A 24,599-nucleotide genomic window follows, 5' to 3' on the forward strand; every position below is an offset into this window, starting at 1 on the left:
GTGTCAGGGTTTGGCCCGCTTGGGCTTGATGGCTTGGATCACGCGGAAGCCGCCCTCGGTCACCACTTCCCGGACCTCGAGGAAGCTGTCCGAAAGCACGGCATCGTAGGGCAGATGGCGGTTCGCGACCAACCATAGCTCGCCGCTGGGGGCAAGCATCCGCCGCGCCGCCCGGATGAAGCCCGCGCCAAGCGCCGGATCAGCCTCGCGACCCTTGTGGAAGGGCGGATTCATGACCACGACGTCCAGCAGCGTCTCGGGCCGCCAGGTCGTTGCATCGGCCCAGTGAAAGCGGGCACGCGGGTCGGGGATGTTCACACGGGCGCAGTCCAGAGCGTCGGCTTCGGCCTCGACCAGGTCCAGTTTCTTGACGCCGGGGCGCTTCAGGATCTCGGCCGCAAGGAAGCCCCATCCCGCCCCCAGGTCGGCAACCTTGCCGCCCAGTTTCGCAGGCAGAGCCGAGGCCAGCAGGACCGACCCCCGGTCCGGCCCATCAGCCGAAAAGATGCCAGGCAGGGTCTGAAACCCGTCCACCAGGTGCGGTTTGGCCATCCAGTCCGACAGGTCGGGTCCCGCCCGGAACGACGCCAGCTTGCCATGCGCCTTCGACAGGCTTTCCGAAAGATCGACCCGTGCCCGCAGATCCTTCAGCGCCGTGTCGATCCCGTCGGTCTTCTGCCCATCAACGGCAATCCAGCCGCCCGGAGCGACCTCGGCCGCTGCCCGCGCAATCAACCCCCGCGCCGCCTCGCGTGAGCGGGGCAGGCAGACGATGGCCGCTGCATAGGGCGGCTCTGCGGTCCCCGAATACGCGGCGGCAAAATGGTCATGGTCCGGCTTGAACCCCGTCAGCACCGTCACCCGGTCGCGCGGCAGGTCCGAGAGGTCATCGCCGATCCGCGGCCGATAGACCGCGATCCTGCCCTGGGATGGCAGGTCCAGTGCGCCAGTCTCCAGCGCCAGGGACATTCGGGCGGAACGCATGGGCGGGGCCTCAGGCCCCTGGTCCCCTTATCACGGCACGAAAGGTCATTCCTTTTCCATCGTGCATTGCAGGGGGTGCTGGTGGCGGCGCGCGAAGTCCATCACTTGCGCCACCTTGGTCTCGGCCACTTCGAAGCTGAAGACGCCGACCACGGCCAAGCCCTTCTTGTGGACCGTCAGCATGATCTCGAACGCCTGGGCGTGGTTCAGACCGAAGAAACGTTCCAGAACGTGAACCACGAACTCCATCGGCGTATAGTCGTCGTTCAGAAGCAGCACCTTGTACAGCGGCGGGCGCTGCGTCTTGGACTTCGTCTTCGTCAGGATCGAGGTGTCATTCCCCGGGCCATCCGTCTTGTCGGACATGGTGGATGGGCGGGCTGACACGGGATGCGGGCTCCGGGCGTGGGATTCGGTGTTGCAACTGGTGTATGAAATATAGCCTCTTTTGCCGTGGCGAAAAGGGGGCGGACATGCTGACCACCATCGGCTTTGATGCAGACGACACACTTTGGCAGAACGAGACCTTCTTCCGGCTGACCCAGGACCGCTTCCTGCAGGTCCTGCAGGACCATGCCGATCCACATGATCTGCGCGACCGGCTGGAAGCGGCCGAGAGGCGGAACCTCGACTATTACGGCTTTGGCGTGAAGGGTTTCACCCTGTCGATGATCGAAACCGCCGTCGAGGTGACCGAGGGTCGCGTGCCCGCCAGCGTCATCGGCGACCTTGTGGCGATGGGGCGCAACCTTCTGGAGCACCCGATGGAGCTTCTGCCCCATGCCCGCGCTGCGGTGACGGCATTGTCGGGCGATTTCCGGCTGGTCGTGATCACCAAGGGCGACCTCTTGCACCAGGAACGCAAGCTGGCGCAGTCGGGCCTGGGCGATCTGTTCGATGGGATCGAGATCGTCTCGGACAAGACCGAGGCGACCTATCGCACCATCTTTGCGCGCCACGGAACCGGGGCGGATCAGGCATTGATGGTGGGCAACTCGCTGAAATCCGACGTCATTCCCGCGCTGCGGGCCGGGGCCTGGGGTGTCCATGTCCCGCATGAGCATGAATGGGCCTTCGAGGCCGCCAAAGCCCCGGTCGACCATCGCCGCTTCCATGTGCTTCAGCACCTTGGCGAACTGCCCGACCTTGTGCGTCTGCTTTCAGCCTGACCCCATAATTAGATGCGGAGGCGCCATACTGCCCAAGATATGCGACGATCGGCAGGAATATGCTGCATTCACGCAACTGAATGAACTAATGCTTGAAAGCCATTGGAATTTTTGGGTTTTCGCACGCCCGGTCCTGTGCTAGCCTTTGACTTGAGGCAGAATAAGGCACCGGAAAATTCGGGCCAACAGGCAAAGGGTGGGCGACGTGGCATCGCTTCTCGGGCGGATTTATCACGCTATTTTCTTGGCATTCGTTGTCAGTGCGGTGGTGCTGACATCACCCCTGCAGGCTGCGCCCTTCGCGGCCATCGTCATGGACGGTCGCACCGGCGAGGTGCTGTACGAAAAGAATGCTGACACGCGGCTTCACCCGGCATCGCTGACCAAGATGATGACGCTCTATGTCGTCTTCCAGGAGATCGAAGCCGGACGACTGACGCTGGATACCAAGGTGACCGTTTCGAAGTACGCGGCGTCGCAACCGCCGTCGCGGCTGGGTCTGAAACCGGGGCAGAAGATCGCCGTGCGCTACCTGATCCGCGCAGCGGCGATCAAGTCGGCCAACGATGCCGCCTCGGCCCTCGGCGACCACATCGGTGGCGACCATGTGGGCTTCGCCAAGCGGATGACTCGGACCGCGCGGCAGCTTGGAATGAACAACACGACCTTCAAGAATGCGAACGGCCTCACCGCCGAGGGGCACCTGTCGACCGCGCGGGACATGAATGTCCTGGGTCGGCATCTGTTCTACGACTTCCCACAATACTATCACATCTTCTCGCGCAGGACGGCGGATGCCGGAGTTGCGCAGGTCGCGAACACCAACTCGCGCTTTCTGGATGCTTATGAAGGGGCTGACGGGATCAAGACCGGCTACACCGTGGCCGCTGGCTTCAACCTGACTGCCTCGGCCCATCGTGGCAAGAAGCACGTTATCGCGACGGTCTTCGGCGGAACCTCGACCGTGAACCGCAATGCCAAGATGAAAGAGCTGATGGATATCGGCTTCGGCAAGGCACCGAACAACGTCAAGGAACAGCCTCCGGTCGCGGCAGCGGTAGACGATGCGCTGGTTGCGGCGCTGGAAACGGGGATCGACGAGATCGATGCCGAGGGTGGAGCGGGCAAGATTGTGCGCGTTTCTGGCGAGGTGAAGGTGTCGCCACGGCCCAAGGCCCGGCCTTCGATCCCGGCAGTACCGGACGAGGTTGTCGTCGCGATGAACGCCAGCATCGAGGACGCGCTGGCAGAAGCCACTGCCGCGCCAGCGCCCGAAGGAACGCTGGAGTTTCAGGCCGAGGCCATGACAATGGACGCCGCTCCTGCCGCCGTGACCGCCCTGGTCGCGACCGAGGTTTCGGAAGCTCCCTTCGAAGAGCTTCTGGCCAAGGACGCCACACCGACCGACGGTGAGATGACGCTGGCCGCAGCCGATCCTGCGGCAACTGCCCCTGCCGAGCCGGGAACGTTGGAAGCCCAGGCGGCTGCGCTGGAAGCTGGCGCCGCTCCGCTTGAGACGATGGTCGCCGCCCTTCCCGCAACGCCTCCAGCGGAAGCGGCTGACCCAACCCTTGCCGCGATGAAGCCGAAGGCACGGCCCGAAGAAGTCGCCGAGGTCGCGGACGCCCAGGCTCCGCTACCCGTCGATGAGGTCATGGTTGCTGAAGCCGCCCCTGAACCCGAGCTGGTCGTGACCGATCCGGGCACTGAAGTCATGTTGGCCGATGCGGCGCTTCCCCTGATGGGCGAGGTCACCGAGGTCGAGACGGTGGCGGGTGCCGCCAACCTCGCCCCGCCGAACATCGAGCTGGCTGCGGCCACCGTTGTAGCGCCACTGCCGAAACGGCAGGCGCCGATCTTCGATGCCGTGGCGGCAGAGGAAGCTCCCGCTGAGGCAAACCAGGAGGTCGTCGTTGTGATGTCGACTTCGGGCGGGCGGCATTTTGGGGTGAACGTGGGCGAGTTCCCGTCGCGCTATGATGCCGAAAAGGCGCTGTTGAAGACCGCGCTGGCCGAGAGTGCCACGCTGAACGACGGGCTGCGCAAGACCACCCAGTCGGGCGGGGCCTGGCGGGCCAGCTTCATGGGGCTGACCGAGGAGCAGGCCGAGCTTGCCTGCCGCCGGCTGACAGCGCGCGCGATCCCCTGTGAAACCGTGGGAGGCTGAGATGGTCGCTCTGGTCTTCCCCGCGCTGCCGACCGTGACCCTGCCCGTGACCGGCCGCGCCGAACGTTTCCCGGTCCGCCGCATCTTCTGCGTGGGACGAAACTACGCCGAGCATACCAAGGAGATGGGCGGCGATCCCGAGAAGGAAGCACCGTTCTTCTTCACGAAGCCCGGCGATGCGGTGGTCGAATCCGGCAGCCGCATCCCCTACCCGCCTGCGACCAACAACCTCCATCACGAGGGGGAACTGGTGGTGGCAATCGGCAAGGGGGGGGCGATGGTCTCGGAAGAGGCGGCGCAGGCGATGATCTGGGGACATGCGGCAGGGAATGACCTGACGCGGCGCGACCTTCAGGCCGAGGCGAAGGAGCGGCGGCGGCCCTGGGACATGGCGAAAGGGTTCGACAAGTCGGCGGTGGTGGGGGCGATCCGACCGGGGGCGCTGCCCGAGGCAAGGCTGCGCTGTTCGGTGAACGGGGCGGTGCGGCAGGAGACGGCCTTGTCAGAGATGGTCTGGTCGCCGGCGGCGATCATCGCGGCCTTGTCCCAGATGGTCAGCCTGTCACCGGGGGACCTTATCTTCACCGGGACGCCTGCGGGAGTCGGCCCGCTGAACCGGGGGGACACCTGCAAGGTCGAGATCGACGGGTTGCAGTCGGCAAGCGTGACGATCGCCTGATCTGTCCACGGTGGACAAATTCTGATTATCCCGCAAGTTCATCGACTTGCGGGTTTTCATTTACCTGGTCTTAACTTCTGCGATCACGGCTTGGGCTTGTCGTCCCAGTCCTTCGTCAGGATGCGGTTCGCGTCTCCTTCGGGGTCGTCGAACTGCTTGGTCCGCATTGCCCAGAAGAACGCCGCCAGCCCGATGCCGCCAAGGAACAGCGAGACGGGGATGAGGATTGCCAGGATTTCCATCTACTTCAGCCGCCCCGTCATTTCAGTCTCATGGCGTTCAAGGACACCGTGATCGACGACAGCGACATCGCCAGGGCGGCGGCCAGCGGAGTGGCCAGCCCGACCAGCGCCAAAGGCACAGCGACGATGTTGTAGCCGCCGGAAATCAGGAAGTTCTCCACCATCCGCCGCGTGGCCTGGCGACTGATGCGAACCGCGTCTGCGATGGGGGCAATATCCTGACCCAGCAGCACGATGTCCGAGGCAACCCGCGCGGCATCCAGCGCGGAGGCAGGGGAGATGGAGACGTGGGCCGCGGCAAGGGCTGCCGTGTCGTTCAATCCGTCTCCGACCATCAGCACCTTGCGGCCCTGCGCGGACAGCTCGGCCACGCGGGCGGCTTTCTCGGTCGGCAGGACACCCGCCTGCCAGTCGGTGATGCCAAGGCGGTCGGCCAGATCACGCACCGGGGCTGGCGCGTCGCCGGACAGAAGCTCGATCTTCATCCCGGCGGCTTTCAGCGCCGCAACGGCCTGCTCGGCGCCGGGGCGAAGACGGTCGGTGAAGCCGAAGGCATGGGTCACGCCGTCAAGGGCAAGGTAGGTCGCCGTCGCGGCAATCGGCGATGCCCCACACCAGTCGGCGCGGCCCAGACGGACGCGGACGCCGTGAAACTGCCCCTCAATGCCCTGACCGGGGACTTCGCGAATGTCGGTGACGGCAGCCGGGTCGATGCCAGCGGCCTTAGCGCCGTCGGCCAGCGCGCGAGCCAAGGGGTGCGACGATCCAGCCGCGAGGGCCGCGGCGACGGCCACCGATACCCGCGGATGGTCGTCAAGGCCGACGGGGTCAGGCCGACCCAGGGTCAGCGTGCCGGTCTTGTCGAAGACGACCGTGTCAACTTCGGCCAGACGCTCCAGCGCGGTGCCGTGCTTGATCAGCAGGCCCTTGCGGAAAAGGCGACCGGAAGCGGAGGTTATGACCGCCGGAACCGCAAGCCCCAGTGCGCAGGGGCAGGTGATGATCAGGACGGCGGCAGAAATGTTGATCGCATAGCGCAGATCGCCGCCGGTGGCCCACATCCAGTAGCCGAAGGCGCTGAACGACAGGATATGCACGAGCGGCGAATAGGCCTTGGCGGCCCGGTCGGCAAGGCTGGTGTAGCGGGTCTTGGCCCCTTCAGCGACGGCGACAAGGTCGGCCATGCGGTGCAGGCTGGAATCCTTGCCGGCAGCGGTGACCTGCACTGTCAGGGGGCCGGTCAGGTTGACCTCGCCCGCGCTGACGATAGTGCCCTGCCCTGCCTGCACGGGCAGGCTTTCGCCGGTCAAGAGGCTGCGGTCCAGCTCCGACGCCCCGTGCAGGACGATACCGTCCACCGGCATCCGCGCGCCAGGGCGGACAAGGACGGTGTCGCCCGTTGCAACTGCGGCAATGGGGGTCTCGACCTCGGCGCCATCAACGAGGACGATCGCGCGGGGCACTTCCAGCGCGGCCAGTTCCTCGGCGGCGGACCGGGCGATGGCGCGGGTGCGGTGGTCGAGGTAGCGACCGAGAAGGAGGAAGAAGGCCAGCATCACCGCGGCGTCGAAATAGGCGTGGTGGCCGGACATCCAGGTCTCGTAGACCGAGATCGAGGAGGCGAGGATCAGGGCGAGGGAAATCGGGACGTCCATCCCCAGCTTGCCCAGGCGCAGGCTGGCCCAGGCGGATTTCAAGAAGGGCTGCCCGGCGAAGATCACGGTCGGCAGGGCGATGGCGCCGGAAATCCAGTGGAACAGGTCACGCGTGGCATCCTCGGCCCCGGACCAGACGGCGACGGACAAGAGCATCACGTTCATCATCGAGAAGAAAGCGACGCCAAGGCGCATCAGCAGGTCGCGGCCCTGGCGGTCGGTCTCGGTGGTGGAGAGAAGACCAGGGTCAAGTTCGTGCGCTTCCTGGCCCTGGGATTCGAGAACCTGGATCAGCTGTGCGGCGGTGACGGTGCCTTCCGCCTCGACGCTGACGCGCTTCTGGGTCAGGTTGACGCGGGCCGAGATCACCCCCGGAAGGGCCTGCAGGGCGGACTCGACCGTGGAAATGGATTGGGCGCCACCAGCGTTCGGCAGCGACAGGATGATCCGCCCGGCGCGCTCGGCCCGCAGAGCGGCGATGCGTTCGGCGGCGGGAACGACGACGCAGGCCGGGCAGGCCGAGATCTGGGCGCGGTTGGACCCGAAGTCTTCGGCCAATGCCATGTCAGCCCCGTACGAACAGTTCGGACCGCTGCTCGAACAGCGTGCCGTCGGCAGAGCGGGCGGTGACCTTGACCATCCACTTGCCCTGATCAAGGTCCAGAAGCGCGGTGTAGACATCCCCCGCCAGCATGAACTGGGGCCGCGCATCGGCGGCGGTCGAGGTCGTGCGGCCGACCAGAACCTCCAGGTCCTTGACCGCGATTGGCAGGCCGTCGCGGTCAAGGAAGGCAAGGTCGATCCGTCCGGCGTCGTAGCTGGGGGCGAGGGTCCAGCCCAAAGCCTCTTGCGCGGCCTTGCGGGCGTTGAACCCCTGGCTGGCGACGTAGGAGTTGTCGACCTCCAGCCCCGGGAAGGTGCTCACGGCCTTGAAGGCGAGGGTGAGGTTGACCCCGATGATCACCGCAAAGGCCGAGACGGTGATCGCCAGGACATGCTTGCCCTTGAGTTCAGTCATCGTCGTCTTCCTTTTCCTTGCCGTTGAAGATCGTATCATGGTGGACGCGGTTCGTCGTGCCCAGTTCCTCGACCCAGAGGCGGACGTCGGAGCGGTCCTCAACCGCAGCACGGGTGCCGGCGGCGGCGGTCAGGTAGACCCGCTGCGACATCGTCTCGTTCGCAGGCACGGTAACGGTCAGGCCGTCGCGGCCTTCCAGCCCGAGGGTGACGAAGGCGTCAGAGGTCACGGCGATGGTGAACTGGGCGTCTTCCCCGTGCATGTTGCGCAGCCGGATGTCGTAGGCGTTGCGGATCGACCCGTCAGAAAGGGTGACGAAGGTCGGGTTCCTGACCGGGGTCACGTTCATGTCGATGGGCGAGCGCAGGAAAAGTGCCACGATCAGGCCGATCCCGACCCCGGCCCAAAGGACGGTGTAAAGCATGGTGCGGACACGGAAGACGTGGCTCCAGACCGACTTCGGCGTCTTGCCCTCCCGCTCGCTCACTTCGTCGGTCAGGGCAAGGTAGCCGATCAGGTCGCGCGGCTTGCCGATCCTGTCCATCACGTCGTTGCAGGCGTCGATGCACAGCCCACAGGTGATGCAGGCCATCTGCTGACCGTTCCTGATGTCGATACCCATTGGGCAGACGTTGACACAGGCCATGCAGTCGATGCAGTCGCCTGCGCCTTCGGTGCCCAGCTTGCCGCGCGGTTCGCCCCGCCAGTCGCGGTAGCCGATGGTCAGCGTGTCCTCGTCCATCATCGCGGCCTGGATGCGGGGCCAGGGGCAGGCGTAGATGCAGATCTGCTCGCGCGCAAAGCCACCGAAGAAGAAGGTGGTCAGCGTCAGGATCAGCATGGTGATGTAGGCGACCGGATGGGCCTGCCCGGTGACGAGGTCGCGCAGCAGTGTGGGCGCGTCGGTGAAGTAGAAGATCCAGGCACCGCCGGTCGCGAGGCCGATCAGGAACCAGACCGACCACTTGACCGCTGTCTTGCGGATCTTCTCGCCGTTCCATTTCTGGTGATGCAGACGGATACGGGCGTTGCGGTCGCCCTCGATCCATCGTTCGACCAGGATGAAAAGGTCGGTCCAGACCGTCTGCGGGCAGGCGTAGCCGCACCAGACGCGGCCGGCGGCCGAGGTGAAGAGGAAAAGCCCGAGCCCCGCCATGATGAGAAGGCCCGCGACGAAGTAGAATTCGTGCGGCCAGATCTCGATCATGAAGAAGAAGAAACGGCGGTTCCCGAGGTCGACCAACACAGCCTGGTCGGGAAGCGACGGTCCCCGGTCCCAGCGCAGCCAGGGGGTCAGGTAGTAGATCCCGAGGGTGATCCCCATGATCCACCACTTGAGCGTGCGGAAGGTGCCCTTCACCCGGCGCGGAAAGACGGGTTCACGCGCGGCGTAAAGGCTGGGCGGGGAATCGGGAGTGTCCACGGTGGCTCCTTGGGCGCAGGTCTTGGTTCTGCAATCGGGCATTTGCGGGTCGCGGGCCTTGACCTGCATCAATAGCGGCAATCCCCCGACCGACTGAATGCGGCATTGCAGCGCAAATCGGCGTGAACAGCGACAGGAACCTTGCCCCGGGGATCGAGTTTCGCAAAGGCAGCGCAGGGGGAAACCATGAACGCGCGAGACCGAAGACCTTTCCGCCGCCGAAATCGGCGCACTGGCGCATCTTTACCTCGGCGAGGTCTATCGCAGCACGGTGTGGCGGACGCGGCTGGACACCACGACGAACTGGGCCGTGGTCACGCTGGGCGTGGCCTTGTCGATCACCTATTCCTCGCCCGAGGCCTCACCCCTGCCCCTGGTGCTGGTAGGCGAGCTGATCCTGCTGTTCCTGACGCTGGAGGCCCGGCGTTACCGCTTCTTCAACGTCTGGCGCGCCAGCGCGTGCTGGATCGAACGGCATTTCTTCGTGCCGATGCTGACGGAGGCCGAGGATGCAGTCGGACGCGACTGGCGCGGGACGCTGGCCGAGGATTACCGCCTGCCGCAGTATCACGTCAGTCTTGGTGTCGCCGTCGCGCGGCGGGTCAGGGCGCCCCCCGCGCGGCGCGCACGTCCGAGGTGTTTTGCGTCCCGCACGCAAAACGCCGAGACAAAAGGTCTTCGCGCCGAATGGCGCTCTATCTGAAAGCCGCCCCGGTCCGGCGCGGCGAAAAAAGAAGGGGGCCCGAGGACCCCCTTCAGTCACAAGGGAAAAGGGATCACTCCCCACCACCGCGGCTGTGGACATAGAAGGACACAGCGCGGATTTCGTCCTCGGACAGCCGCTCGTTCCAGTTGGGCATCACGCCGAACCGGGCCTTGGTCACCGTCTCGATGATCTTCTCGCGCGACCCGCCGTACAGCCAGATCTCGTCGGTCAGCCTGGGTGCACCCTGAGTCCGGTCGCCGGAGCCGTCTTCCATATGGCATGCGGCGCAGTTGTCGGCGTAGAGGACAGCCCCTTCCGCCGCCAGGGCGGCGTCATGGCCTTGCCCGGAAATGGCCAGCACATGCTCGGTCACCTGGGCAATCTGGGTTTCGTCCAGGATGCCGTCCAGACCGAACTTCGGCATTTCGGAATAGCGGGCGTCCGGGTCAGTGGTGTTGCGGATGCCGTGAGTGATGGTGAGATGGATGTCCTCCATCGTGCCGCCCCAGAGCCAGTCGTCGTCCAGGAGGTTCGGATAACCCTTGCCCTCGAACCCCGCAGCGCCGGACCCGTGGCAGGTCGTGCAGTTGGTGCGGAAGACGGCCGCGCCCGCCCGTTCGGCATAGGCCGCAAGTTCGGGGTCGGCACCGATGGCGGTCAGGTCAGCTGCGACCAGCTTTTCCTTGATCGCCGCGTTGGCCGCATCGACCGCCCCGATCTCGACCGCCACGTCGGCGCGGGTCGAGGCCCCCAGCAGCCCGGGGGTTGCCTGAGTGATCAGCGGCCAGGCCGGGTAGGCGATGGTATAGCCGATCCCCCAGACGATCGTGGCGTAGAACACCCAGACCCACCAGCGCGGCAGCGGGTTGTTGTATTCCTCGATGCCGTCCCAGCTGTGGCCGGTCGTTTCCACCTGCCGCTGTTCTTTCTTGATTGGCTTGGCCATGGCTCAGGCCTCCTTACGCGGTTGGGCAGGGTCATCCGCCGCAGGACGGTCGTCGTTGCGGAAGATCGAGCTTGCGACGTCCTGGTGCATCGCGCGTGACCCTGGGCGGAAAGCCCAGACACAAAGCGCCAGGAAGCCAAGGGTCATCGCCAGAAGGAACCAGCTGTCGGCCAGGTGGCGGAGGAAGGAATAGGTTTCCATCTTTGCGCTCCTTACCGGTTCGCCACGGGGGTGTAGGTCGAGAAGTCGACCATCGTGCCCAGGACCTGCATATAGGCAATCAGCGCATCCATCTCGGTCAGTTCGGGCTGGCCGTCGAAGTTGCGCACGTTGACCGGGGTGCCGAAGGCGGTCTCGCCATAACGCGCCTCCAGCCCCGAGCTGTCTCCCAAGGGGTCGGCCTGGGCGGTGAAGTCGGCCAGCGCGCTTTCCACCATCTCGTCGGTGTAGGGCACGCCGGTCATCCGGTTCGTCGCCACGGTGTCCTGGATGTATTTCCCGTCGATGATGGTATTGGCCAGGAACCCGTAGGGCGGCATCACCGATTCCGGGACCACGGACTTCGCGTTGGTGAAGTGGTCCTGGTGCCATTCGTCCGAGTAACGGCCACCGACGCGGGCCAGGTCCGGCCCGGTGCGCTTGGACCCCCACTGGAAGGGCCGGTCGTACATCGACTCGGCTGCCAGCGAGTAGTGGCCGTAGCGTTCGACCTCGTCCCGCATCGGGCGGATCATCTGGCTGTGGCAGCCATAGCAGCCCTCGCGGATGTAGATGTTCCGCCCGGCCAGTTCGAGCGGGGTGTAGGGACGCATCCCCTCCACCTTCTCGATGGTGTTTTCCAGGTAGAACAGGGGCACGATCTGCACGATCCCGCCGATGGTCACGACCAGAAGGCTGAGGATCATCAGCAGGGTCGCGTTGGTCTCGATGACCTTGTGCTTGTCGAGAAAAGCCATGTTTGCGTTTCCTTATTCTGCCGGAACGGCGGAGTTCTGGGTGACGCGTGCGGGTTGCGCACGCACCGTCATCCAGAGGTTCCAGCACATGATCAGCGCACCCGTCAGGAACAGCCCGCCACCGGCAGCCCGCACCACGTACATCGGGAACTTCGCGGCCACCGTGTCGGCGAAGGCGTTCACGAGGAACCCGTTCGCGTCGACTTCACGCCACATCAGGCCTTCCATGATGCCCGTGACCCACATGGCCGAGGCGTAAAGGACGATCCCGATGGTCGCGAGCCAGAAGTGCCAGCTGACGAGTTTGAGGGAATAGAGGCCCTCGCGGTTCCACAGGCGCGGCACCAGGTAGTAAAGGACGCCGAAGGTGATCATCCCGTTCCAGCCCAAGGCGCCGGAGTGGACGTGGCCGATGGTCCAGTCGGTGTAGTGCGACAGGCTGTTGACGGCCTTGATCGACATCATCGGGCCTTCGAAGGTCGACATGCCGTAAAAGCCGATGGACACCACCATCATGCGGATGATCGGGTCGGTGCGCAGCTTGTCCCAGGCGCCCGACAGCGTCATCAGCCCGTTGATCATGCCGCCCCACGAGGGCATCCACAGGATCACCGAGAAGACCATGCCCAGGGTCGAGGCCCAGTCCGGCAGCGCGGTGTAGTGCAGGTGGTGCGGACCGGCCCAGATGTAAAGGAAGATCAAGGCCCAGAAGTGGATGATCGACAGCTTGTAGCTGAAGACGGGGCGTTCGGCCTGTTTCGGGACGAAGTAGTACATCATCCCCAGGAAGCCTGCGGTCAGGAAGAAGCCGACGGCGTTATGGCCGTACCACCACTGCACCATCGCATCCTGCACGCCGCTATAAAGCTGGACCTGCGCGCTTCCGAAGATGGAAACCGGAATCGCGGCGTTGTTCACCAGGTGAAGCATCGCCACGGTCAGGATCATCGACAGAAGGAACCAGTTCGCCACATAGATGTGGGGCTCCTTCCGCTTGAAGAGGGTGCCCATGAAGGCGATCAGGAAGGCGACCCAGACCACGGTGATCAGGATGTCGACGTACCAGACGGGTTCGGCATATTCCTTGCCCTGGCTCGCGCCAAGCACATAGCCCGTGGCCGCCAGCACGATGACCAGCTGCCAGCCCCAGAACACGAACCAGCCCAGCGAGCCGCCAAAAAGGCGCGCCGCGCTGGTGCGCTGGACGATGTAGAAGGACGACATGATCAGCGCGTTGCCACCGAAGGCGAAGATCACCGCGCTGGTGTGCAAGGGCCGCAGGCGGCCAAAGTTGCCGTAACCCTGCAGAAACTCGAAGTTCAACTGCGGGAAGGCGAGCTGCAGCGCGATGACCACCCCCACCAGAAAGCCGACGGCCCCCCAGAAGGCGGTGGCAATCGCTCCGGCGCGGATGACATCGTCGAAGTATTCGTGTTGCAGGTTCGGTCTCGGATCTCCTGCCGAGCGCAGCACCCACAGAAAGGCGATGCCTGCGGCAAGCATCACGGTGATCGCATTGACCTGGTAAGCCAGGTCATGAGCGTAGTTGGCCGCGATCGCGGCGCAGACCGCGACGAGGCCTAGCCCTGCCAGTTTCAAGTAATCCCACATGGTTGCGTCCCTTCGTCCTGTTTGCGCGCTTCGCCCGCCCGCATTGATTCGGGGCAACGAGCGCACTTTTCGGCAGGTTGACTTCTGCAGCGCAGCGGAGTCTGCCGCCTTGATCTGGGTCAACCGGGGTTCTGGGCCGCATTGACCTCTGTCAAGGCGCGTCGGTCAGGATGCAGCATGATGGGCCATCACCTTAAAGGGAGACCCATCATGGCCTACAAATCGCTTCTGACCATTGCCGCCTCGCCCGAGGGTGTGCCGGGCACCGTGACTGCGGCAGCGCAGCTTGCGCAGGCGATGGACGCGCATCTGGATGCGCTGGCGGTCGGAGTGGACCGGACGCAGATCGGCTATTCCTATGTGGGGTCGGGTGCCGTGGTGATCGCTGCGGCGATGGACCGCGCCGAGGCGGAAGCGCGCGAGGCGGAAGCCGCGCTGAACGCCGCCATCGGGGCGCAGACGTCGACGCTTCGATTCTCGGTCGAATCGGTAGTGACCCAGTTGGGCGCGCTGACCGATGTGGTGGCGTCCCGGGCGCGCTATTCCGATCTGGTGGTCCTGCCCCTGCCCTATGGCAAATCGCGTGGTATCGAGGACGAGGCGGTGACCGAGGCGGCCCTTTTCGAAGGCATGGCGCCGGTGCTGATCGTGCCGCCGTCAGGCATGCGGACGGCCGTGCCGAAGCGGATCATCGTCGCATGGAATCAAAGCCGCGAGGCGCTGGTCGCCGCCCGGCGCGCGATGCCGTTCCTGAAGCGAGCCGAACTGGTGCAGATCGTCGTCGTCGATCCGCCCGCCCACGGACCGGAACGGTCCGACCCCGGTGGCCTGCTGTGCCAGCTTCTGGTCCGGCATGGGGTAAAGGCCGAGGTCACGGTCCTCGCGCGCACCCTGCCCCGCGTGTCCGAGGTGCTGGCCCGACAGGTGCGAGATGTCGATGCCGAGCTTCTGGTGATGGGGGCTTACGGCCATTCGCGCTTCCGCGAGGCGATCCTGGGCGGGGCGACGCGCGACATGCTGGAACGCGCGGAAGTGCCGGTCTTCCTGGCGCACTGACTCAGGGGCGCGGACTGGGGGCGCGGACTGGGGGCGGCTCGTCGATGACCTCGTCACTCCTCGCAGGGCAACACTGCGACGAGGAGACGAAGTCGAACGAGGAGCGGTCCTTCAGTCCGTCCGCTAAAGCTTGTCCAGTTCCGCCACCGCCGTTTCGCGCAGGGCCCGGAGGTCAGCGATCGAGGCTTCCAGGTCCGCCTTCTGCCTGTCCAGCGCCAGAAGCTGGCGGTCGGCCAGTTGCAGCCAGGCTTCCAGCTGCGGGCGTTCGCCTTTCTTGCCGTAGATCAGGAGCCACTGGCGGATCTCCTCCAGCGAAAAGCCGAAACGGCGGCCACGCAGGATCAGCTTCATCCGCGCGACCTCACGCGGACCGTAGAATCGGGCGCGGCCTTCGCGGTCGGGGGCCAGAAGCTCGATATATTCGTAATAGCGCAGCGTCCGCGGGGTCACGTCGAACCTGGCGCACATCTCCTTGAAGCTGAGGCGGGTCTCGGTCATGCGCGGCTCCTCTCGTCGCGCAGACTAGGGTTGTGCCCGCCTTGGCGCAACCGTGTCGGGGGTTGCCATCCCGCAGTGGCGGCGCTTTGATGCGCGCCCGGAGATCCCCCGCGAGGTTCAATGTCCGACATTACCGCCATCGCCCGCCAGTTCATTCAGGCTCTGCCGCACAGCCATGCGCTGGGGATGCAGCTTGAAGCCATCGGCGCGGGCGCGGCCAGCATCGCCATGCCCTACGATGCACGGCTGATTGGCGACCCGACGACAGGGGTGGTCCACGGCGGGGCCGTGTCGGCCCTGATGGACACCGCCTGCGGGGCCGCCGTCATGAGCCACCCCGAGGCCGGATTTTCGACCGCGACGCTGGACCTGCGGATCGACTACATGCGTCCGGCAAGTCCGGGCCAGACGATCCGGGCCCGCGCCGAATGTCACCATGTCACCCGCAGCGTCGCCTTCGTCCGCGCCGTGGCGACCGACGACGACGAAAGCCGCCCGGTGGCGATGGCGACGGGCGCCTTCACGGTGGAGCGCAAGGGATGAAACCGCCCGAGCCGGTCCATGTCATCAAGCGGCGGCGCGAGGCGCTGTTGCGGAGCCTGGTCGACGGGGTGCCCTACATCCGGTATCTGGGTGTCCAGTTCGACCGGCGCGGGGACGAGTTGACGGCGGTCCTGCCGTTCCGCGACGATCTGATCGGCAACCCGCGCCTGCCCGCCCTGCACGGTGGCGCAACGGCGGCCTTCCTGGAAATCGCCGCGATGATCGAACTGTCGTGGAGCACGCTCTGGGATGGGGTCGAGGCGGACGGCGCATTGCCGGATGGCCCGTTGCGGCTGCCGAAGACCATCGATTTCACCATCGACTACCTGCGCGCCGGCCTTCCGCGCGATGCCTATGCGCGGGCCCGGGTCAATCGGTCGGGGCGGCGCTATGCAAGCGTGCATGTCGAGGCCTGGCAGGACAACCGCGCGCGCCTGTTCGCGCAGGCCACCGGGCATTTTCTGATGCCGCCGGTCGAACTGAAGCCGTGACCGAGATCACCCACGGCCGCCTTCTGCGGATCGCGGGGCCGATTGTCCTGTCCAACGTCACGGTGCCCTTGCTGGGGGCCGTCGATACGGCGGTGATCGGGCAGTTGGGTGATCCGGCCAGCCTGGGCGCGGTGGGAATCGGCGCGGTGATCCTGGCGACACTCTACTGGGCGTTCGGGTTCCTGCGCATGTCGACCTCGGGCCTGGCTGCACAGGCGCATGGCGGTGGCGACGCGGCCGAGCGGACGGCGGTGCTGATCCGGGCACTGCTGATCGGGGCGGCGGCGGGGGTGGCGCTGGTCCTGGCGCAGGGGGCGCTCTTTGCGGCGGCCTTCTGGGTTGCTCCGGCTTCGGATCAGGTGGAAGGGCTGGCGCAGGGCTATCTGGAGATTCGCATTTGGGGGGCGCCTGCCACCGTCGCGCTTTATGCGCTGACCGGATGGCTGGTGGGGCTGGGGCGGACCCGGGACGTGCTGATCCTGCAGCTTTGGCAGAACGGGCTGAACATCGGGCTGGACCTGTGGTTCGTGCTGGGGCTTGGCTGGGGTGTGCCGGGAGTCGCGCTGGCCACCCTGATTGCAGAGTGGACCGGCCTTCTGCTGGGACTTTGGCTGGCGCGGGAAGCCTTCGGGTCCGCCCTGCGACCGGCGCTGGCACGACTGGGGGATCGGGTGGCGATCCGACTGATGTTCTCGGCCAGCCGGGACATCATGGCACGGACGATCCTGCTGCAGCTGTCGTTCACCAGCTTTGTCTTCCTGGGCGCGCGGTTCGGTGACGTGACGCTGGCGGCGAACCAGGTGCTGATGCAGTTCCTGGAGATCACCGCCTATGCTCTGGACGGCTTTGCCTTCGCGGCCGAGGCGCTGGTCGGCCAGGCGATCGGGGCGCGCTCGGTGGCGCAAACGAAGGCGGCGGGGCGAATCTGCATGCAATGGGGCTTCGGCGGAGCGGCGGCGCTTGCGGTGGTCTTCGCTTTGGCGGGGCCTGGGATCATCGATCTGATGACGACTTCGCCAGAGGTACGAGAGGCTGCACGAGGCTACCTGCCCTGGCTGGTGGCGGCCCCGTTGATCGGGGTGGCGGCCTGGATCTACGACGGCATCTTCATCGGCGCGTTGCTGACGGGCGACATGCTGCGGGCGATGCTTTTGTCGGTCGCAGTCTACGGAGTGGCTTTGGCGGTGCTGGTGCCCCTCGGCGGGAACCACGGGCTTTGGGCGGCGCTCATGGTGCTGAATGCGGTGCGGACCGTGACCCTGTGGCGGAAGTATCCGAAGATCCTGGCGCGGGCGGGCAGCGCGTAAGGCTTGCCTTCCCCCCGTGCGCCGGGCCAATATCACCGCCGCAAAGGGGAGAGACATGCGGAAATTCCTGGTCGTGCTGGACGACAGCCGCGAATGCCTGAACGCGATGCGCTTTGCCGCGTTGCGCGCGGCCCATACCGGAGGCGGGGTGACAATCCTTTCCATCGTCCCGCCGGACGAGTTTCAGACCTGGGTCGGCGTGGCCGACCTGATGCGGGCCGAAGCGCGCGAAAGGATCGAGGCGCATTTCGAGGTCTTCGCCAAGTGGATGCGCGACAAGCAGGGCGTGAACCCGGAACTTGTTATCCGCGAGGGCGACCCGGTGGTCGAGATCCTGGCCCAGGTGAACGAGGACCCCGAGATCGGCATCCTTGTCCTGGGAGCGGGCACCGACAAGTCGGGGCCGGGACCGCTGGTCACCGCGCTCAGCCGCAATTCGGGCAATCTGCCGATCCCGGTTACCATCGTTCCGGGCGACATGTCGAAGGAACGGCTGGAAAGCATCACTTGAAGCACATTCGACCGGCACGCCGGAGCTGAGACCACGCCGATTAAGCGCCCGCTTACAGCCAGCGTCGTCACAAAGGTCTAAATGGATCGCGGGGCCATGCAGCGCCTCGCTTTCCTGGACCCTCCATGCCCATTCCCCCCAAGGCGACGTTCGCCGCGCGTCCGACGCTTTCCGCTTTCGCCCTGAACACACTGGTCGCAAGCTACCTTCTGGCTCTTTGCAATGCGACTTTCTGGGGTCATCTGTTCCGCATTTTCGACGGCCGCACCGTCACGGCGCTGGTCTTTGCCGGAGCTGTCTGGGCGCTGATGCTTCTGGTGATCTCGGTCCTTGCCGTCCGCCGGGCGCAAAAGCCGGTCCTGATTGCCATGCTGCTGACTGCGGGCGTCACCTCGTACTATGTCGACGTGCTGGGTGTCGTCATCGACCGCGAGATGATCCAGAACGCGGTGACCACGACCTTCGCGGAATCGAAGCATCTGGTCACCTTGCATTTTGTCGGCCATGTCGTGCTGTATGGGCTGCTGCCCTCGGCCATCGTGCTGTGGGTGCGCATCCGCCGCGACTCGATCAGGCGGGCCGTGGCGGGTTACGGGCTGGTGACGGCGGTATCGGCCGGGCTGGTGGTGGGGCTCCTCTTCACCGATCTCAAGGCATATTCCACCGTCCTGCGCGCCGACAAGGAACTTATGGGCGCGGTCCAGCCGCTTGCACCGCTGTCGGGGGCACTGCGCTACGCGAAGATGATGCTGAAGTCGACGCAGATCGTCGTGCAGCCAACCGCACAAGACGCGGCCAAGGGTCCCTTCGTGGCCAAGGTCGGCAAGCCCGTGCTCCTGGTGATCGTCGCCGGAGAAACCGGGCGTGCCGCGAACTGGTCGCTGGGCGGATACGGTCGCGAGACGAACCCCGAGCTGGTTCAGCGCGACATCACCTATTTCCCGAACGTCACCAGCTGCGGCACCGCCACGGCAACCTCGCTGCCCTGCATGTTCTCGCCCCTGACTCGGGCCGAGTATTCCTACGAGGGCGGTCTGAGCCACGAAAACCTTGTCGATGTGCTGGCCCATGCCGGGTTCCAGGTCGAGTGGTGGGACAACAACACCGGCCACAAGAATGTCGCCGACCGCGTGGCTTCGCGGGTGATGACGGCCGCCGACGGGGCAGAATTCTGCCAGCCGGAATGTATCGACGGGGTCTTCCTCAAGGCGCTGCGGCAGAAGGCCGCGACCATCACCGAGGACACCGTCATCGTCCTGCACCAGATCGGCAGCCACGGTCCCAGCTACTGGCTGCGCTACCCGGCGGACCGCGAGTTGTTCGCTCCGGCATGCCAGACGCCCGAACTGACCGACTGCACGACAGAAGAGATCGTCAATGCCTACGACAACACCATTGCCTATACTGACTGGTTCCTGGCCCAGGTGATCGACCTGCTGGACGCGCAGGACCGTGTCGTCCCGGCGATGTATTATGTCTCGGACCACGGCGAGAGCCTGGGGGAGGGCGGCCTGTACCTGCACGGGACGCCCTATTTCATGGCGCCAGAGTATCAGACGCATGTACCGATGGTCATCTGGATGTCGGAACGGTTCCGTGCCAGTCTTGCGGTCGACCCAGAGTGCATGAAGACTGCCGCTGGAAACCCTGCAAGCCACGACAACATGTTTTCAACGGTGCTTGGGATGCTGGATGTGACGACGAAGGCCAAGGACGATGCGCTGGACCTGGCGGGGGCCTGCCGACAGGTCACGACGGGCTAAGCCATGACGGTGCAGGAAAAGCCGCCGCGAAAGTCGGGGATCGCACATTTCCTTGCCGCCGCGGGCTATTCCATCGGCGGGCTCAGGCGGCTGGCCCGGGAAAGCGCCTTCCGGCAGGAAGCCGCGCTGATCGCGGGTCTGCTGGCGCTGTTGGTGGCCTTTGGAGCCTCGCTGCCCGAGATTCTGGGGATGCTGGCGATCGGCCTGGTGCTGATCGCGGTCGAAGCCCTGAACACCGCCATCGAAGTGCTGGTGGACCACCTCTCGCCGGGTTGGTCGCAGTTCGCCAAGGACGCCAAGGACCTCGGCTCGCTGGCCGTGGCCTGTACCATCGGGGCGCTGGTGATCTATGCGGGCGTCGTCCTGATCTGGTAGCTCATGCTGCAGCTGCATTGCCGCCATGCGGCGATGCGCCTTGGTCCGGTGAACGGAAGGGGCTACCTTGGAGGCTGGGAGGAGCCTTCCGAAAGGCTCAAGATCATGTCCATCCAACCATTCCGCCAAAACCGCCGTGACACAGTTTCCGCGCTGGCAGCCTATTACTCGACCGAGCCGGTCCCCCTGCCCGCGCCACGCCTGCGCCCGCTGACCGCGCTGGAGCAGATGTATGCCTACTGGGGGTCGGACCAGGCCTGACGCCGTAACGAACTTCCCCGGCCAGGCTGTCCCGGCCGGGGAATTGCCCTAGATGGCGTATCTCAGGATTGCGGCCAACGAGGCCTTTTGCGGAATGTCGTCGCGCCGGACTGCCAGAACCCGCCCGCCCGAAGCCAGAACGCGGCCCGCGATCTCGTCCACCACACCGTAGCTGATGGCGCTTTCGGTCTTCTCGAAGGTCACCTCGCCGGTGGTCTCGTCCACCGTGCCGGGCACCACCTCGTCGATATCGACCAAAAGCGTGTCGACCGCGCCGAAGGTAGCCGCCCGGGCAACGCGGGCGACTTGCGTGGACGCGCGGCCGTCGTTCTCGCGGGCCGAGAAAAGGTCATGCACCTCGGCGATCATCCGGGCGTGCAGCGCATCCAGGATCGGGCGGGCCTCGGTCGCCAGATCGGCGGCAGATTTGCGGACCGGGCTGGCCTTGATGCCGTCGGGGGCCAGATGGTCATGGCTGGAGACCGAGCGGAACATCGAGGCCAAAGGATCGGTCGCGGCCAGGATCAGCGGTTCGGATCGGCCCGACAGGACCGGGCGCAGCGCGGCATCGACCTTGCGGCAGAAGGCGCGCAACAGCACGTTCTGCCCCTCCGAGCCGCCCTTGCGCTGCGAATAGCTGCGCGAGTTAACATTGGCCGTGCCCGCGGCAGAAGCTGCGTCCTTCGGCATGTCGGCGACCTTCACCTCTTGCGCGGGCAGATCGGCAAAGACCTCGACCAGACGCACCTCGTTTTCGGCCAGCGCCAGCACGAAGGCGTGCTGCTGAACCGATACGGCGCGCAGGAGTGGCTTGATATGGAACCGGTCCGACACCTGGACCATGTCGGTCAGGTGGTTCGGAAGGCGGAACGACCGCAAGGATCGGGGCGTCACGAAGACGGCCAGAGAATTGGCCTGGAACCTCCAGAAGTCGTCATCGTCCAGCAGGTCCTGGACCTGTTCCTCGATCGGCCAGAGGGTGCGCTTTTCAGTGGCCACCGCTTCCAGTTGGGCAACGGCCTGTTTCAGAAGGTTGCCCAGTTCGGTTCGGGCCTGACCGATGTTCTGGGTTTCCGGCGTGGTGCTCAGGTAGAAGGAAACCGACGCCTCGCCGCGATGGGCGACAAGTTTCTGCAACTCGGGAGCGGTGGGAATATCGACATAAAGCATGGGTACCTCATTATGATGTCCTGAAGATGTGGGCCTTGCACGACGCCGGTTCAACCGTACGACTTGCCGGAAGGCGGCTGCCCACCTTGACAGCATAGGGTGGCGAGCGCATATCCGAGTGGAATAGTCGGAGACTCGCAGCATGTTCATCCAGACCGAATCCACGCCGAACCCCGCGACGCTGAAGTTCCTGCCCGGCCAGACCGTGCTGGAGCTTGGCACTGCCGACTTTCCGTCTGCCGAGGCCGCCGAGAAGTCGCCGCTTGCAAGGCGCATCTTCGCGGCTGGCGGCGTGACCGGGGTCTTCTTCGGCACGGATTTCGTCACCGTGACCAAGGCCGAGACTGTCGACTGGGCCCATATCAAGCCGCAGATTCTGGGCGCGATCATGGAGCATTACCAGTCGGGCGCGCCCGTCATCGAAGGTGAAGGCTCGACCGGCGGCGGCCATGCCGAACATACCGGCGAGGATGGCGACATCGTGCGACAGATCAAGGAACTCCTCGACACCCGCGTCAGGCCCGCCGTGGCACAAGATGGCGGCGACATCACCTTCCACGGCTTTGACCGGGGCGTGGTCTACCTGCACATGCAGGGTGCCTGCGCGGGCTGCCCGTCTTCCACACTGACGCTGAAGATGGGGATCGAAAACCTGCTGCGGCACTATATCCCGGAAGTGCTGGAAGTCCGCCCGGTCGCTGCATAACCGCGCGGCCTGATCCTTCGTGGTGGCGCCTCGCTCCCTTCGGGTCGCTCCTCGCGAGTCGGTCAGCGACGAGAAGTCGAAGACGCACGAGGAGCTTCCGTTGCTTGCCTTCGACACGTCCGGCCCGTGGTGCGCAGCCGCGTTGCTGCTGCCCGCCCCCCTGAACACGTGCCGCGTGATCCAGCGGCTTGAGCCGATGGAGAAGGGTCAGGCCGAACGTCTTTTCCCGCTGCTGGAAGGGCTCCTCGCTGAAGGCGGGATCGGCTGGCCCGACCTCAAGGCGCTGGCTGTCGGCACTGGCCCGGGCAATTTCACCGGCGTCCGAATCTCGGTTGCCGCCGCCCGTGGCCTGGCGCTTGGACTGGGCATCCAAGCCGTTGGCGTGACGCGACTGGAGGCTCTTGCCTTCGGGCTGCCCCGGCCGCTTCGCGTGATCGAGGATGCGCGCCGGGGTGAGGCCTATGTCCAGGACTTCACCGAAGACGGCCCCGGTCCCGCTCGGCTTGCCGTGGCAAGCAGTGTCGGGGGCCGGGCGCCCGCAACCGGCAGCGCCGCAGGTCCAGCCGCCCTTGATCCCGCCATGCCGCTTGCCGAGGCTATCGCCCGGATCGGTGCAACCCGCGCAGGCACGCCGCAGCCTCGTCCCGCCCCGTTCTACCTGCGTGGTGCGGATGCTGCCCCACCCTCCGACCCGCCGCCAGTGATCCTGCCGTGACACCCGAGGTTCTGGCCGCCCTGCACACCCGCGCTTTCCGCACGCCCGCTCCGTGGAGCCCTGCCGACTTTGCCGGGCTTCTTGCCGATCCACTTTGCTTCCTGCTGGTCGAGGGCGACGCGGGCTTCCTTTTGGGACGTGCCGTCGCGGGCGAGGCCGAACTGCTGACCATCGCTGTCGCACCGGAAGCACGGCGTCGGGGGCTGGGTCGCAAGCTGGTCGCACGATTTCTTTACCAGGCGCAGCTTCGGGGGGCAGAGCGGGCCTTCCTTGAGGTCGCCGCGGACAATGCCGCCGCCACAGGGCTATACGAATCGGCCGGTTTTGCCCCTGCAGGCCGCAGGCGGGGCTATTACCTGACGCCCGAGGGCCAGCGCATCGATGCCCTGCTCATGGCGCGGGAATTGGCAGCCGCGCCTTCGGGGTGAAAAAGTTTGACCAAAGGGTCAAGTTGCCGCACCTGCAAAAAGAATCCCGCTTGACCCCCATGCGGGCTTTGCCCCTAATCAGCGGCAGGAACCGCCCGCGACCGGGAAACCGGCGGACAGGGCGTCAATGTGTTCGTCAACCGGGAGACTATCCATGAGCCTTATGAAAACCCTTGCCGGGGCCACCTGTGCGTTCGCCCTGCTGTCGGGCGTCGCCGCAGCGGAACCTGCGATCATCTTCGACCTTGGCGGCAAGTTCGACAAATCCTTCAACGAGGCCGCCTTCAACGGCGCGACCCGTTGGGCCGAGGAAACCGGCGGCACCTTCAAGGAACTGGAGATGCAGGACGAAGCCCAGCGCGAGCAGGCGCTGCGCCGTCTGGCCGAAGCGGGCTCCAACCCGGTCGTCATGACCGGCTTTGCCTTCGGCGACGTGCTGAACAAGGTCGCCCCGGACTTCCCGAACACCAAGTTCGCGATCATCGACATGGTCGTGGAACAGCCGAACGTGAAGTCGGTCGTCTTCAACGAGCACGAAGGGTCCTACCTCGTCGGCATGATGGCGGGCCTTGCCACCAAGTCCGGCACCGTCGGCTTCATCGGCGGCATGGACATCCCGCTGATCCGCAAGTTCGGCTGCGGCTATGCCCAGGGCGTTCTGGCCGCGAAACCCGACGCCAAGGTCGTGCTGAACATGACGGGCACCACCCCGGCTGCCTGGAACGACCCCGTCAAGGGCGCGGAACTGGCCAAGGGCCAGAAGGCGCAAGGCGCGGACGTGATCTATGCGGCGGCGGGCGGCACTGGTGTGGGCGTGCTGCAGGCAGCGGCGGACGAAGGCATCCTGTCGATCGGCGTCGACAGCAACCAGAACTACATGCACCCGGGCAAGGTCCTGACCTCGATGCTCAAGCGCGTCGACAACGCCGTATACGAGGCCTTCAAGGAAGGCGAAGCGCTGACCCCCGGCATCAACGTCATGGGTCTGGCGAACGAAGGCGTCGGCTATGCGATGGACGAAAACAATGCCGCGCTCGTCACCCCGGAAATGCAGGCCGCAGTTGATGCGGCGGCAGAAAAGATCAAGTCCGGCGAACTCGTGGTCCATGACTACATGTCGGACAACACCTGCCCGGCCGCCGCGTTCTGATCGGATGACAGCCTGAAATGAAAGGTGCCGCGCCAGTCACCTGGCGCGGCACTTTGCAACCGGCACCCG

Annotated in this window: 28 protein-coding genes; 16 read left to right on the forward strand and 12 right to left on the reverse strand. The window is 65.4% G+C overall.

All coding sequences use genetic code 11. The features are described 5' to 3' along the window. Positions 1–3: 3 nt before the first annotated feature. Positions 4–984, reverse strand: coding sequence for a class I SAM-dependent methyltransferase (locus Q8M85_RS20465; RefSeq protein WP_305548079.1), 981 nt, complete (start codon positions 982–984; stop codon positions 4–6). Positions 985–1,029: 45 nt separating this feature from the next. After that, positions 1,030–1,350, reverse strand: coding sequence for an ATP-dependent Clp protease adapter ClpS (gene clpS, locus Q8M85_RS20470; protein ID WP_305548081.1), 321 nt, complete (start codon positions 1,348–1,350; stop codon positions 1,030–1,032). Between the two features lie 107 nt (positions 1,351–1,457). Here clpS and Q8M85_RS20475 point away from each other — a divergent pair, with 107 nt between their 5' ends. The 3 genes from Q8M85_RS20475 to Q8M85_RS20485 all read left to right on the forward strand — a co-directional run bounded on the left by Q8M85_RS20475 (position 1,458) and on the right by Q8M85_RS20485 (position 4,999). Further along, entirely contained in the window at positions 1,458–2,153 is a 696-nt protein-coding gene (locus tag Q8M85_RS20475) for an HAD family hydrolase (protein WP_305548083.1), read from the forward strand. A gap of 244 nt (positions 2,154–2,397) precedes the next feature. Beyond that, positions 2,398–4,320 carry a D-alanyl-D-alanine carboxypeptidase family protein gene (locus tag Q8M85_RS20480; protein ID WP_305548085.1) on the forward strand — a complete coding sequence of 641 codons (1,923 nt, stop codon included), beginning with the start codon at positions 2,398–2,400 and terminating at the stop codon, positions 4,318–4,320. Between the two features lies 1 nt (position 4,321). Continuing rightward, entirely contained in the window at positions 4,322–4,999 is a 678-nt protein-coding gene (locus Q8M85_RS20485; RefSeq protein WP_305548087.1) for a fumarylacetoacetate hydrolase family protein, read from the forward strand. An 83-nt stretch (positions 5,000–5,082) separates the two neighbouring features. Here Q8M85_RS20485 and ccoS read toward each other — a convergent pair whose 3' ends face one another. The 4 genes from ccoS to ccoG are packed head-to-tail and all read right to left on the reverse strand — an operon-like array spanning position 5,083 to position 9,379. Beyond that, positions 5,083–5,241 (reverse strand): cbb3-type cytochrome oxidase assembly protein CcoS, encoded by a 159-nt coding sequence (gene ccoS, locus Q8M85_RS20490; protein WP_295080716.1) that lies wholly within the window; start codon positions 5,239–5,241, stop codon positions 5,083–5,085. 17 nt (positions 5,242–5,258) lie between these two features. Beyond that, positions 5,259–7,460, reverse strand: coding sequence for a heavy metal translocating P-type ATPase (locus tag Q8M85_RS20495; RefSeq protein WP_305548091.1), 2,202 nt, complete (start codon positions 7,458–7,460; stop codon positions 5,259–5,261). 1 nt (position 7,461) lies between these two features. Beyond that, complete coding sequence (locus Q8M85_RS20500; protein ID WP_305548093.1) at positions 7,462–7,914, reverse strand: FixH family protein; 453 nt, start codon at positions 7,912–7,914, stop codon at positions 7,462–7,464. Beyond that, a complete protein-coding gene (gene ccoG / locus Q8M85_RS20505) occupies positions 7,907–9,379 on the reverse strand; it encodes a cytochrome c oxidase accessory protein CcoG (protein ID WP_371135320.1) in 1,473 nt (490 codons plus the stop codon). The genes Q8M85_RS20500 and ccoG overlap by 8 nt, the downstream gene beginning before the upstream one ends. 229 nt (positions 9,380–9,608) lie before the next feature. Between ccoG and Q8M85_RS20510 the strand changes: the two genes are divergently transcribed. Next, a complete protein-coding gene (locus Q8M85_RS20510) occupies positions 9,609–10,040 on the forward strand; it encodes a DUF2270 domain-containing protein (protein WP_305548098.1) in 432 nt (143 codons plus the stop codon). 73 nt (positions 10,041–10,113) lie between these two features. On the opposite strand, the gene ccoP is transcribed toward Q8M85_RS20510, so the two are convergent. Genes ccoP through ccoN form a run of 4 tightly spaced genes read right to left on the reverse strand, consistent with a single transcriptional unit; the run spans position 10,114 to position 13,556 of the window. Beyond that, positions 10,114–10,989: a cytochrome-c oxidase, cbb3-type subunit III gene (ccoP, locus tag Q8M85_RS20515; RefSeq protein ID WP_305548101.1), complete on the reverse strand. Its 876-nt coding sequence runs from the start codon at positions 10,987–10,989 to the stop codon at positions 10,114–10,116. 3 nt (positions 10,990–10,992) lie between these two features. After that, positions 10,993–11,190 (reverse strand): cbb3-type cytochrome c oxidase subunit 3, encoded by a 198-nt coding sequence (locus Q8M85_RS20520; protein WP_305548103.1) that lies wholly within the window; start codon positions 11,188–11,190, stop codon positions 10,993–10,995. Positions 11,191–11,201: 11 nt separating this feature from the next. Continuing rightward, positions 11,202–11,945: a cytochrome-c oxidase, cbb3-type subunit II gene (ccoO, locus tag Q8M85_RS20525; protein WP_305548106.1), complete on the reverse strand. Its 744-nt coding sequence runs from the start codon at positions 11,943–11,945 to the stop codon at positions 11,202–11,204. Between the two features lie 12 nt (positions 11,946–11,957). Next, on the reverse strand, positions 11,958–13,556 hold the full coding sequence (gene ccoN, locus Q8M85_RS20530; RefSeq protein WP_305548109.1) for a cytochrome-c oxidase, cbb3-type subunit I: 1,599 nt from the start codon (positions 13,554–13,556) through the stop codon (positions 11,958–11,960). Between the two features lie 210 nt (positions 13,557–13,766). On the opposite strand from ccoN, the gene Q8M85_RS20535 reads away from it, so the two are divergent. Further along, a complete protein-coding gene (locus Q8M85_RS20535; protein ID WP_305548111.1) occupies positions 13,767–14,612 on the forward strand; it encodes a universal stress protein in 846 nt (281 codons plus the stop codon). A gap of 123 nt (positions 14,613–14,735) precedes the next feature. Here Q8M85_RS20535 and Q8M85_RS20540 read toward each other — a convergent pair whose 3' ends face one another. Continuing rightward, positions 14,736–15,110 (reverse strand): MerR family DNA-binding transcriptional regulator, encoded by a 375-nt coding sequence (locus Q8M85_RS20540; protein ID WP_305548114.1) that lies wholly within the window; start codon positions 15,108–15,110, stop codon positions 14,736–14,738. A 120-nt stretch (positions 15,111–15,230) separates the two neighbouring features. Between Q8M85_RS20540 and Q8M85_RS20545 the strand changes: the two genes are divergently transcribed. The 7 genes from Q8M85_RS20545 (at position 15,231) to Q8M85_RS20575 (ending at position 20,361) form a co-directional block, all read left to right on the forward strand. Continuing rightward, positions 15,231–15,653, forward strand: coding sequence for a PaaI family thioesterase (locus Q8M85_RS20545; RefSeq protein ID WP_305548117.1), 423 nt, complete (start codon positions 15,231–15,233; stop codon positions 15,651–15,653). Beyond that, positions 15,650–16,144: a PaaI family thioesterase gene (locus Q8M85_RS20550; RefSeq protein ID WP_305548120.1), complete on the forward strand. Its 495-nt coding sequence runs from the start codon at positions 15,650–15,652 to the stop codon at positions 16,142–16,144. The genes Q8M85_RS20545 and Q8M85_RS20550 overlap by 4 nt, the downstream gene beginning before the upstream one ends. Next, positions 16,141–17,451 (forward strand): MATE family efflux transporter, encoded by a 1,311-nt coding sequence (locus tag Q8M85_RS20555; protein ID WP_305548123.1) that lies wholly within the window; start codon positions 16,141–16,143, stop codon positions 17,449–17,451. Before Q8M85_RS20550 ends, Q8M85_RS20555 begins: the two co-directional genes overlap by 4 nt. A 55-nt stretch (positions 17,452–17,506) precedes the next feature. Beyond that, on the forward strand, positions 17,507–17,962 hold the full coding sequence (locus Q8M85_RS20560) for a universal stress protein (protein WP_305548126.1): 456 nt from the start codon (positions 17,507–17,509) through the stop codon (positions 17,960–17,962). 125 nt (positions 17,963–18,087) lie between these two features. Beyond that, on the forward strand, positions 18,088–19,725 hold the full coding sequence (locus tag Q8M85_RS20565; RefSeq protein WP_305548129.1) for a phosphoethanolamine transferase: 1,638 nt from the start codon (positions 18,088–18,090) through the stop codon (positions 19,723–19,725). A gap of 3 nt (positions 19,726–19,728) precedes the next feature. Continuing rightward, positions 19,729–20,100: a diacylglycerol kinase gene (locus Q8M85_RS20570; RefSeq protein WP_305548132.1), complete on the forward strand. Its 372-nt coding sequence runs from the start codon at positions 19,729–19,731 to the stop codon at positions 20,098–20,100. A 105-nt stretch (positions 20,101–20,205) separates the two neighbouring features. Beyond that, positions 20,206–20,361, forward strand: a complete 156-nt coding sequence (locus tag Q8M85_RS20575; protein ID WP_305548135.1) for a hypothetical protein — start codon at positions 20,206–20,208, stop codon at positions 20,359–20,361. 48 nt (positions 20,362–20,409) lie between these two features. Here Q8M85_RS20575 and Q8M85_RS20580 read toward each other — a convergent pair whose 3' ends face one another. Next, positions 20,410–21,531: a hypothetical protein gene (locus tag Q8M85_RS20580; protein ID WP_305548138.1), complete on the reverse strand. Its 1,122-nt coding sequence runs from the start codon at positions 21,529–21,531 to the stop codon at positions 20,410–20,412. A 142-nt stretch (positions 21,532–21,673) separates the two neighbouring features. Between Q8M85_RS20580 and Q8M85_RS20585 the strand changes: the two genes are divergently transcribed. The 4 genes from Q8M85_RS20585 (at position 21,674) to Q8M85_RS20600 (ending at position 24,530) form a co-directional block, all read left to right on the forward strand. Continuing rightward, a complete protein-coding gene (locus Q8M85_RS20585) occupies positions 21,674–22,237 on the forward strand; it encodes a NifU family protein (protein WP_305548141.1) in 564 nt (187 codons plus the stop codon). Between the two features lie 100 nt (positions 22,238–22,337). Then, the gene (tsaB, locus tag Q8M85_RS20590) at positions 22,338–22,952 is read left to right on the forward strand and encodes a tRNA (adenosine(37)-N6)-threonylcarbamoyltransferase complex dimerization subunit type 1 TsaB (RefSeq protein WP_305548144.1); all 615 of its coding nucleotides are present in this window, start codon (positions 22,338–22,340) and stop codon (positions 22,950–22,952) included. Then, on the forward strand, positions 22,949–23,380 hold the full coding sequence (gene rimI, locus Q8M85_RS20595; RefSeq protein WP_305548147.1) for a ribosomal protein S18-alanine N-acetyltransferase: 432 nt from the start codon (positions 22,949–22,951) through the stop codon (positions 23,378–23,380). The genes tsaB and rimI overlap by 4 nt, the downstream gene beginning before the upstream one ends. Positions 23,381–23,534: 154 nt before the next feature. Continuing rightward, positions 23,535–24,530, forward strand: a complete 996-nt coding sequence (locus Q8M85_RS20600; protein WP_305548150.1) for a BMP family protein — start codon at positions 23,535–23,537, stop codon at positions 24,528–24,530. Positions 24,531–24,599 lie beyond the last annotated feature (69 nt).

The organism is Tabrizicola sp., from assembly GCF_030694085.1.
In the GTDB taxonomy this organism is placed as follows: Bacteria; Pseudomonadota; Alphaproteobacteria; order Rhodobacterales; family Rhodobacteraceae; genus Tabrizicola.

What these genes read in the sequence shown, in the direction of transcription:
- Q8M85_RS20465 (WP_305548079.1), bottom strand. Translation starts at nt 984, where the DNA reads ATGCGTTCCGCCCGAATGTCCCTGGCGCTGGAGACTGGCGCACTGGAC.
- clpS (WP_305548081.1), bottom strand. Translation starts at nt 1,350, where the DNA reads ATGTCCGACAAGACGGATGGCCCGGGGAATGACACCTCGATCCTGACG.
- Q8M85_RS20475 (WP_305548083.1), top strand. Translation starts at nt 1,458, where the DNA reads ATGCTGACCACCATCGGCTTTGATGCAGACGACACACTTTGGCAGAAC.
- Q8M85_RS20485 (WP_305548087.1), top strand. Translation starts at nt 4,322, where the DNA reads ATGGTCGCTCTGGTCTTCCCCGCGCTGCCGACCGTGACCCTGCCCGTG.
- ccoS (WP_295080716.1), bottom strand. Translation starts at nt 5,241, where the DNA reads ATGGAAATCCTGGCAATCCTCATCCCCGTCTCGCTGTTCCTTGGCGGC.
- Q8M85_RS20495 (WP_305548091.1), bottom strand. Translation starts at nt 7,460, where the DNA reads ATGGCATTGGCCGAAGACTTCGGGTCCAACCGCGCCCAGATCTCGGCC.
- Q8M85_RS20500 (WP_305548093.1), bottom strand. Translation starts at nt 7,914, where the DNA reads ATGACTGAACTCAAGGGCAAGCATGTCCTGGCGATCACCGTCTCGGCC.
- ccoG (WP_371135320.1), bottom strand. Translation starts at nt 9,379, where the DNA reads ATGCCCGATTGCAGAACCAAGACCTGCGCCCAAGGAGCCACCGTGGAC.
- ccoP (WP_305548101.1), bottom strand. Translation starts at nt 10,989, where the DNA reads ATGGCCAAGCCAATCAAGAAAGAACAGCGGCAGGTGGAAACGACCGGC.
- Q8M85_RS20520 (WP_305548103.1), bottom strand. Translation starts at nt 11,190, where the DNA reads ATGGAAACCTATTCCTTCCTCCGCCACCTGGCCGACAGCTGGTTCCTT.
- ccoO (WP_305548106.1), bottom strand. Translation starts at nt 11,945, where the DNA reads ATGGCTTTTCTCGACAAGCACAAGGTCATCGAGACCAACGCGACCCTG.
- ccoN (WP_305548109.1), bottom strand. Translation starts at nt 13,556, where the DNA reads ATGTGGGATTACTTGAAACTGGCAGGGCTAGGCCTCGTCGCGGTCTGC.
- Q8M85_RS20535 (WP_305548111.1), top strand. Translation starts at nt 13,767, where the DNA reads ATGGCCTACAAATCGCTTCTGACCATTGCCGCCTCGCCCGAGGGTGTG.
- Q8M85_RS20540 (WP_305548114.1), bottom strand. Translation starts at nt 15,110, where the DNA reads ATGACCGAGACCCGCCTCAGCTTCAAGGAGATGTGCGCCAGGTTCGAC.
- Q8M85_RS20545 (WP_305548117.1), top strand. Translation starts at nt 15,231, where the DNA reads ATGTCCGACATTACCGCCATCGCCCGCCAGTTCATTCAGGCTCTGCCG.
- Q8M85_RS20550 (WP_305548120.1), top strand. Translation starts at nt 15,650, where the DNA reads ATGAAACCGCCCGAGCCGGTCCATGTCATCAAGCGGCGGCGCGAGGCG.
- Q8M85_RS20560 (WP_305548126.1), top strand. Translation starts at nt 17,507, where the DNA reads ATGCGGAAATTCCTGGTCGTGCTGGACGACAGCCGCGAATGCCTGAAC.
- Q8M85_RS20565 (WP_305548129.1), top strand. Translation starts at nt 18,088, where the DNA reads ATGCCCATTCCCCCCAAGGCGACGTTCGCCGCGCGTCCGACGCTTTCC.
- Q8M85_RS20570 (WP_305548132.1), top strand. Translation starts at nt 19,729, where the DNA reads ATGACGGTGCAGGAAAAGCCGCCGCGAAAGTCGGGGATCGCACATTTC.
- Q8M85_RS20575 (WP_305548135.1), top strand. Translation starts at nt 20,206, where the DNA reads ATGTCCATCCAACCATTCCGCCAAAACCGCCGTGACACAGTTTCCGCG.
- Q8M85_RS20580 (WP_305548138.1), bottom strand. Translation starts at nt 21,531, where the DNA reads ATGCTTTATGTCGATATTCCCACCGCTCCCGAGTTGCAGAAACTTGTC.
- Q8M85_RS20585 (WP_305548141.1), top strand. Translation starts at nt 21,674, where the DNA reads ATGTTCATCCAGACCGAATCCACGCCGAACCCCGCGACGCTGAAGTTC.
- Q8M85_RS20600 (WP_305548150.1), top strand. Translation starts at nt 23,535, where the DNA reads ATGAGCCTTATGAAAACCCTTGCCGGGGCCACCTGTGCGTTCGCCCTG.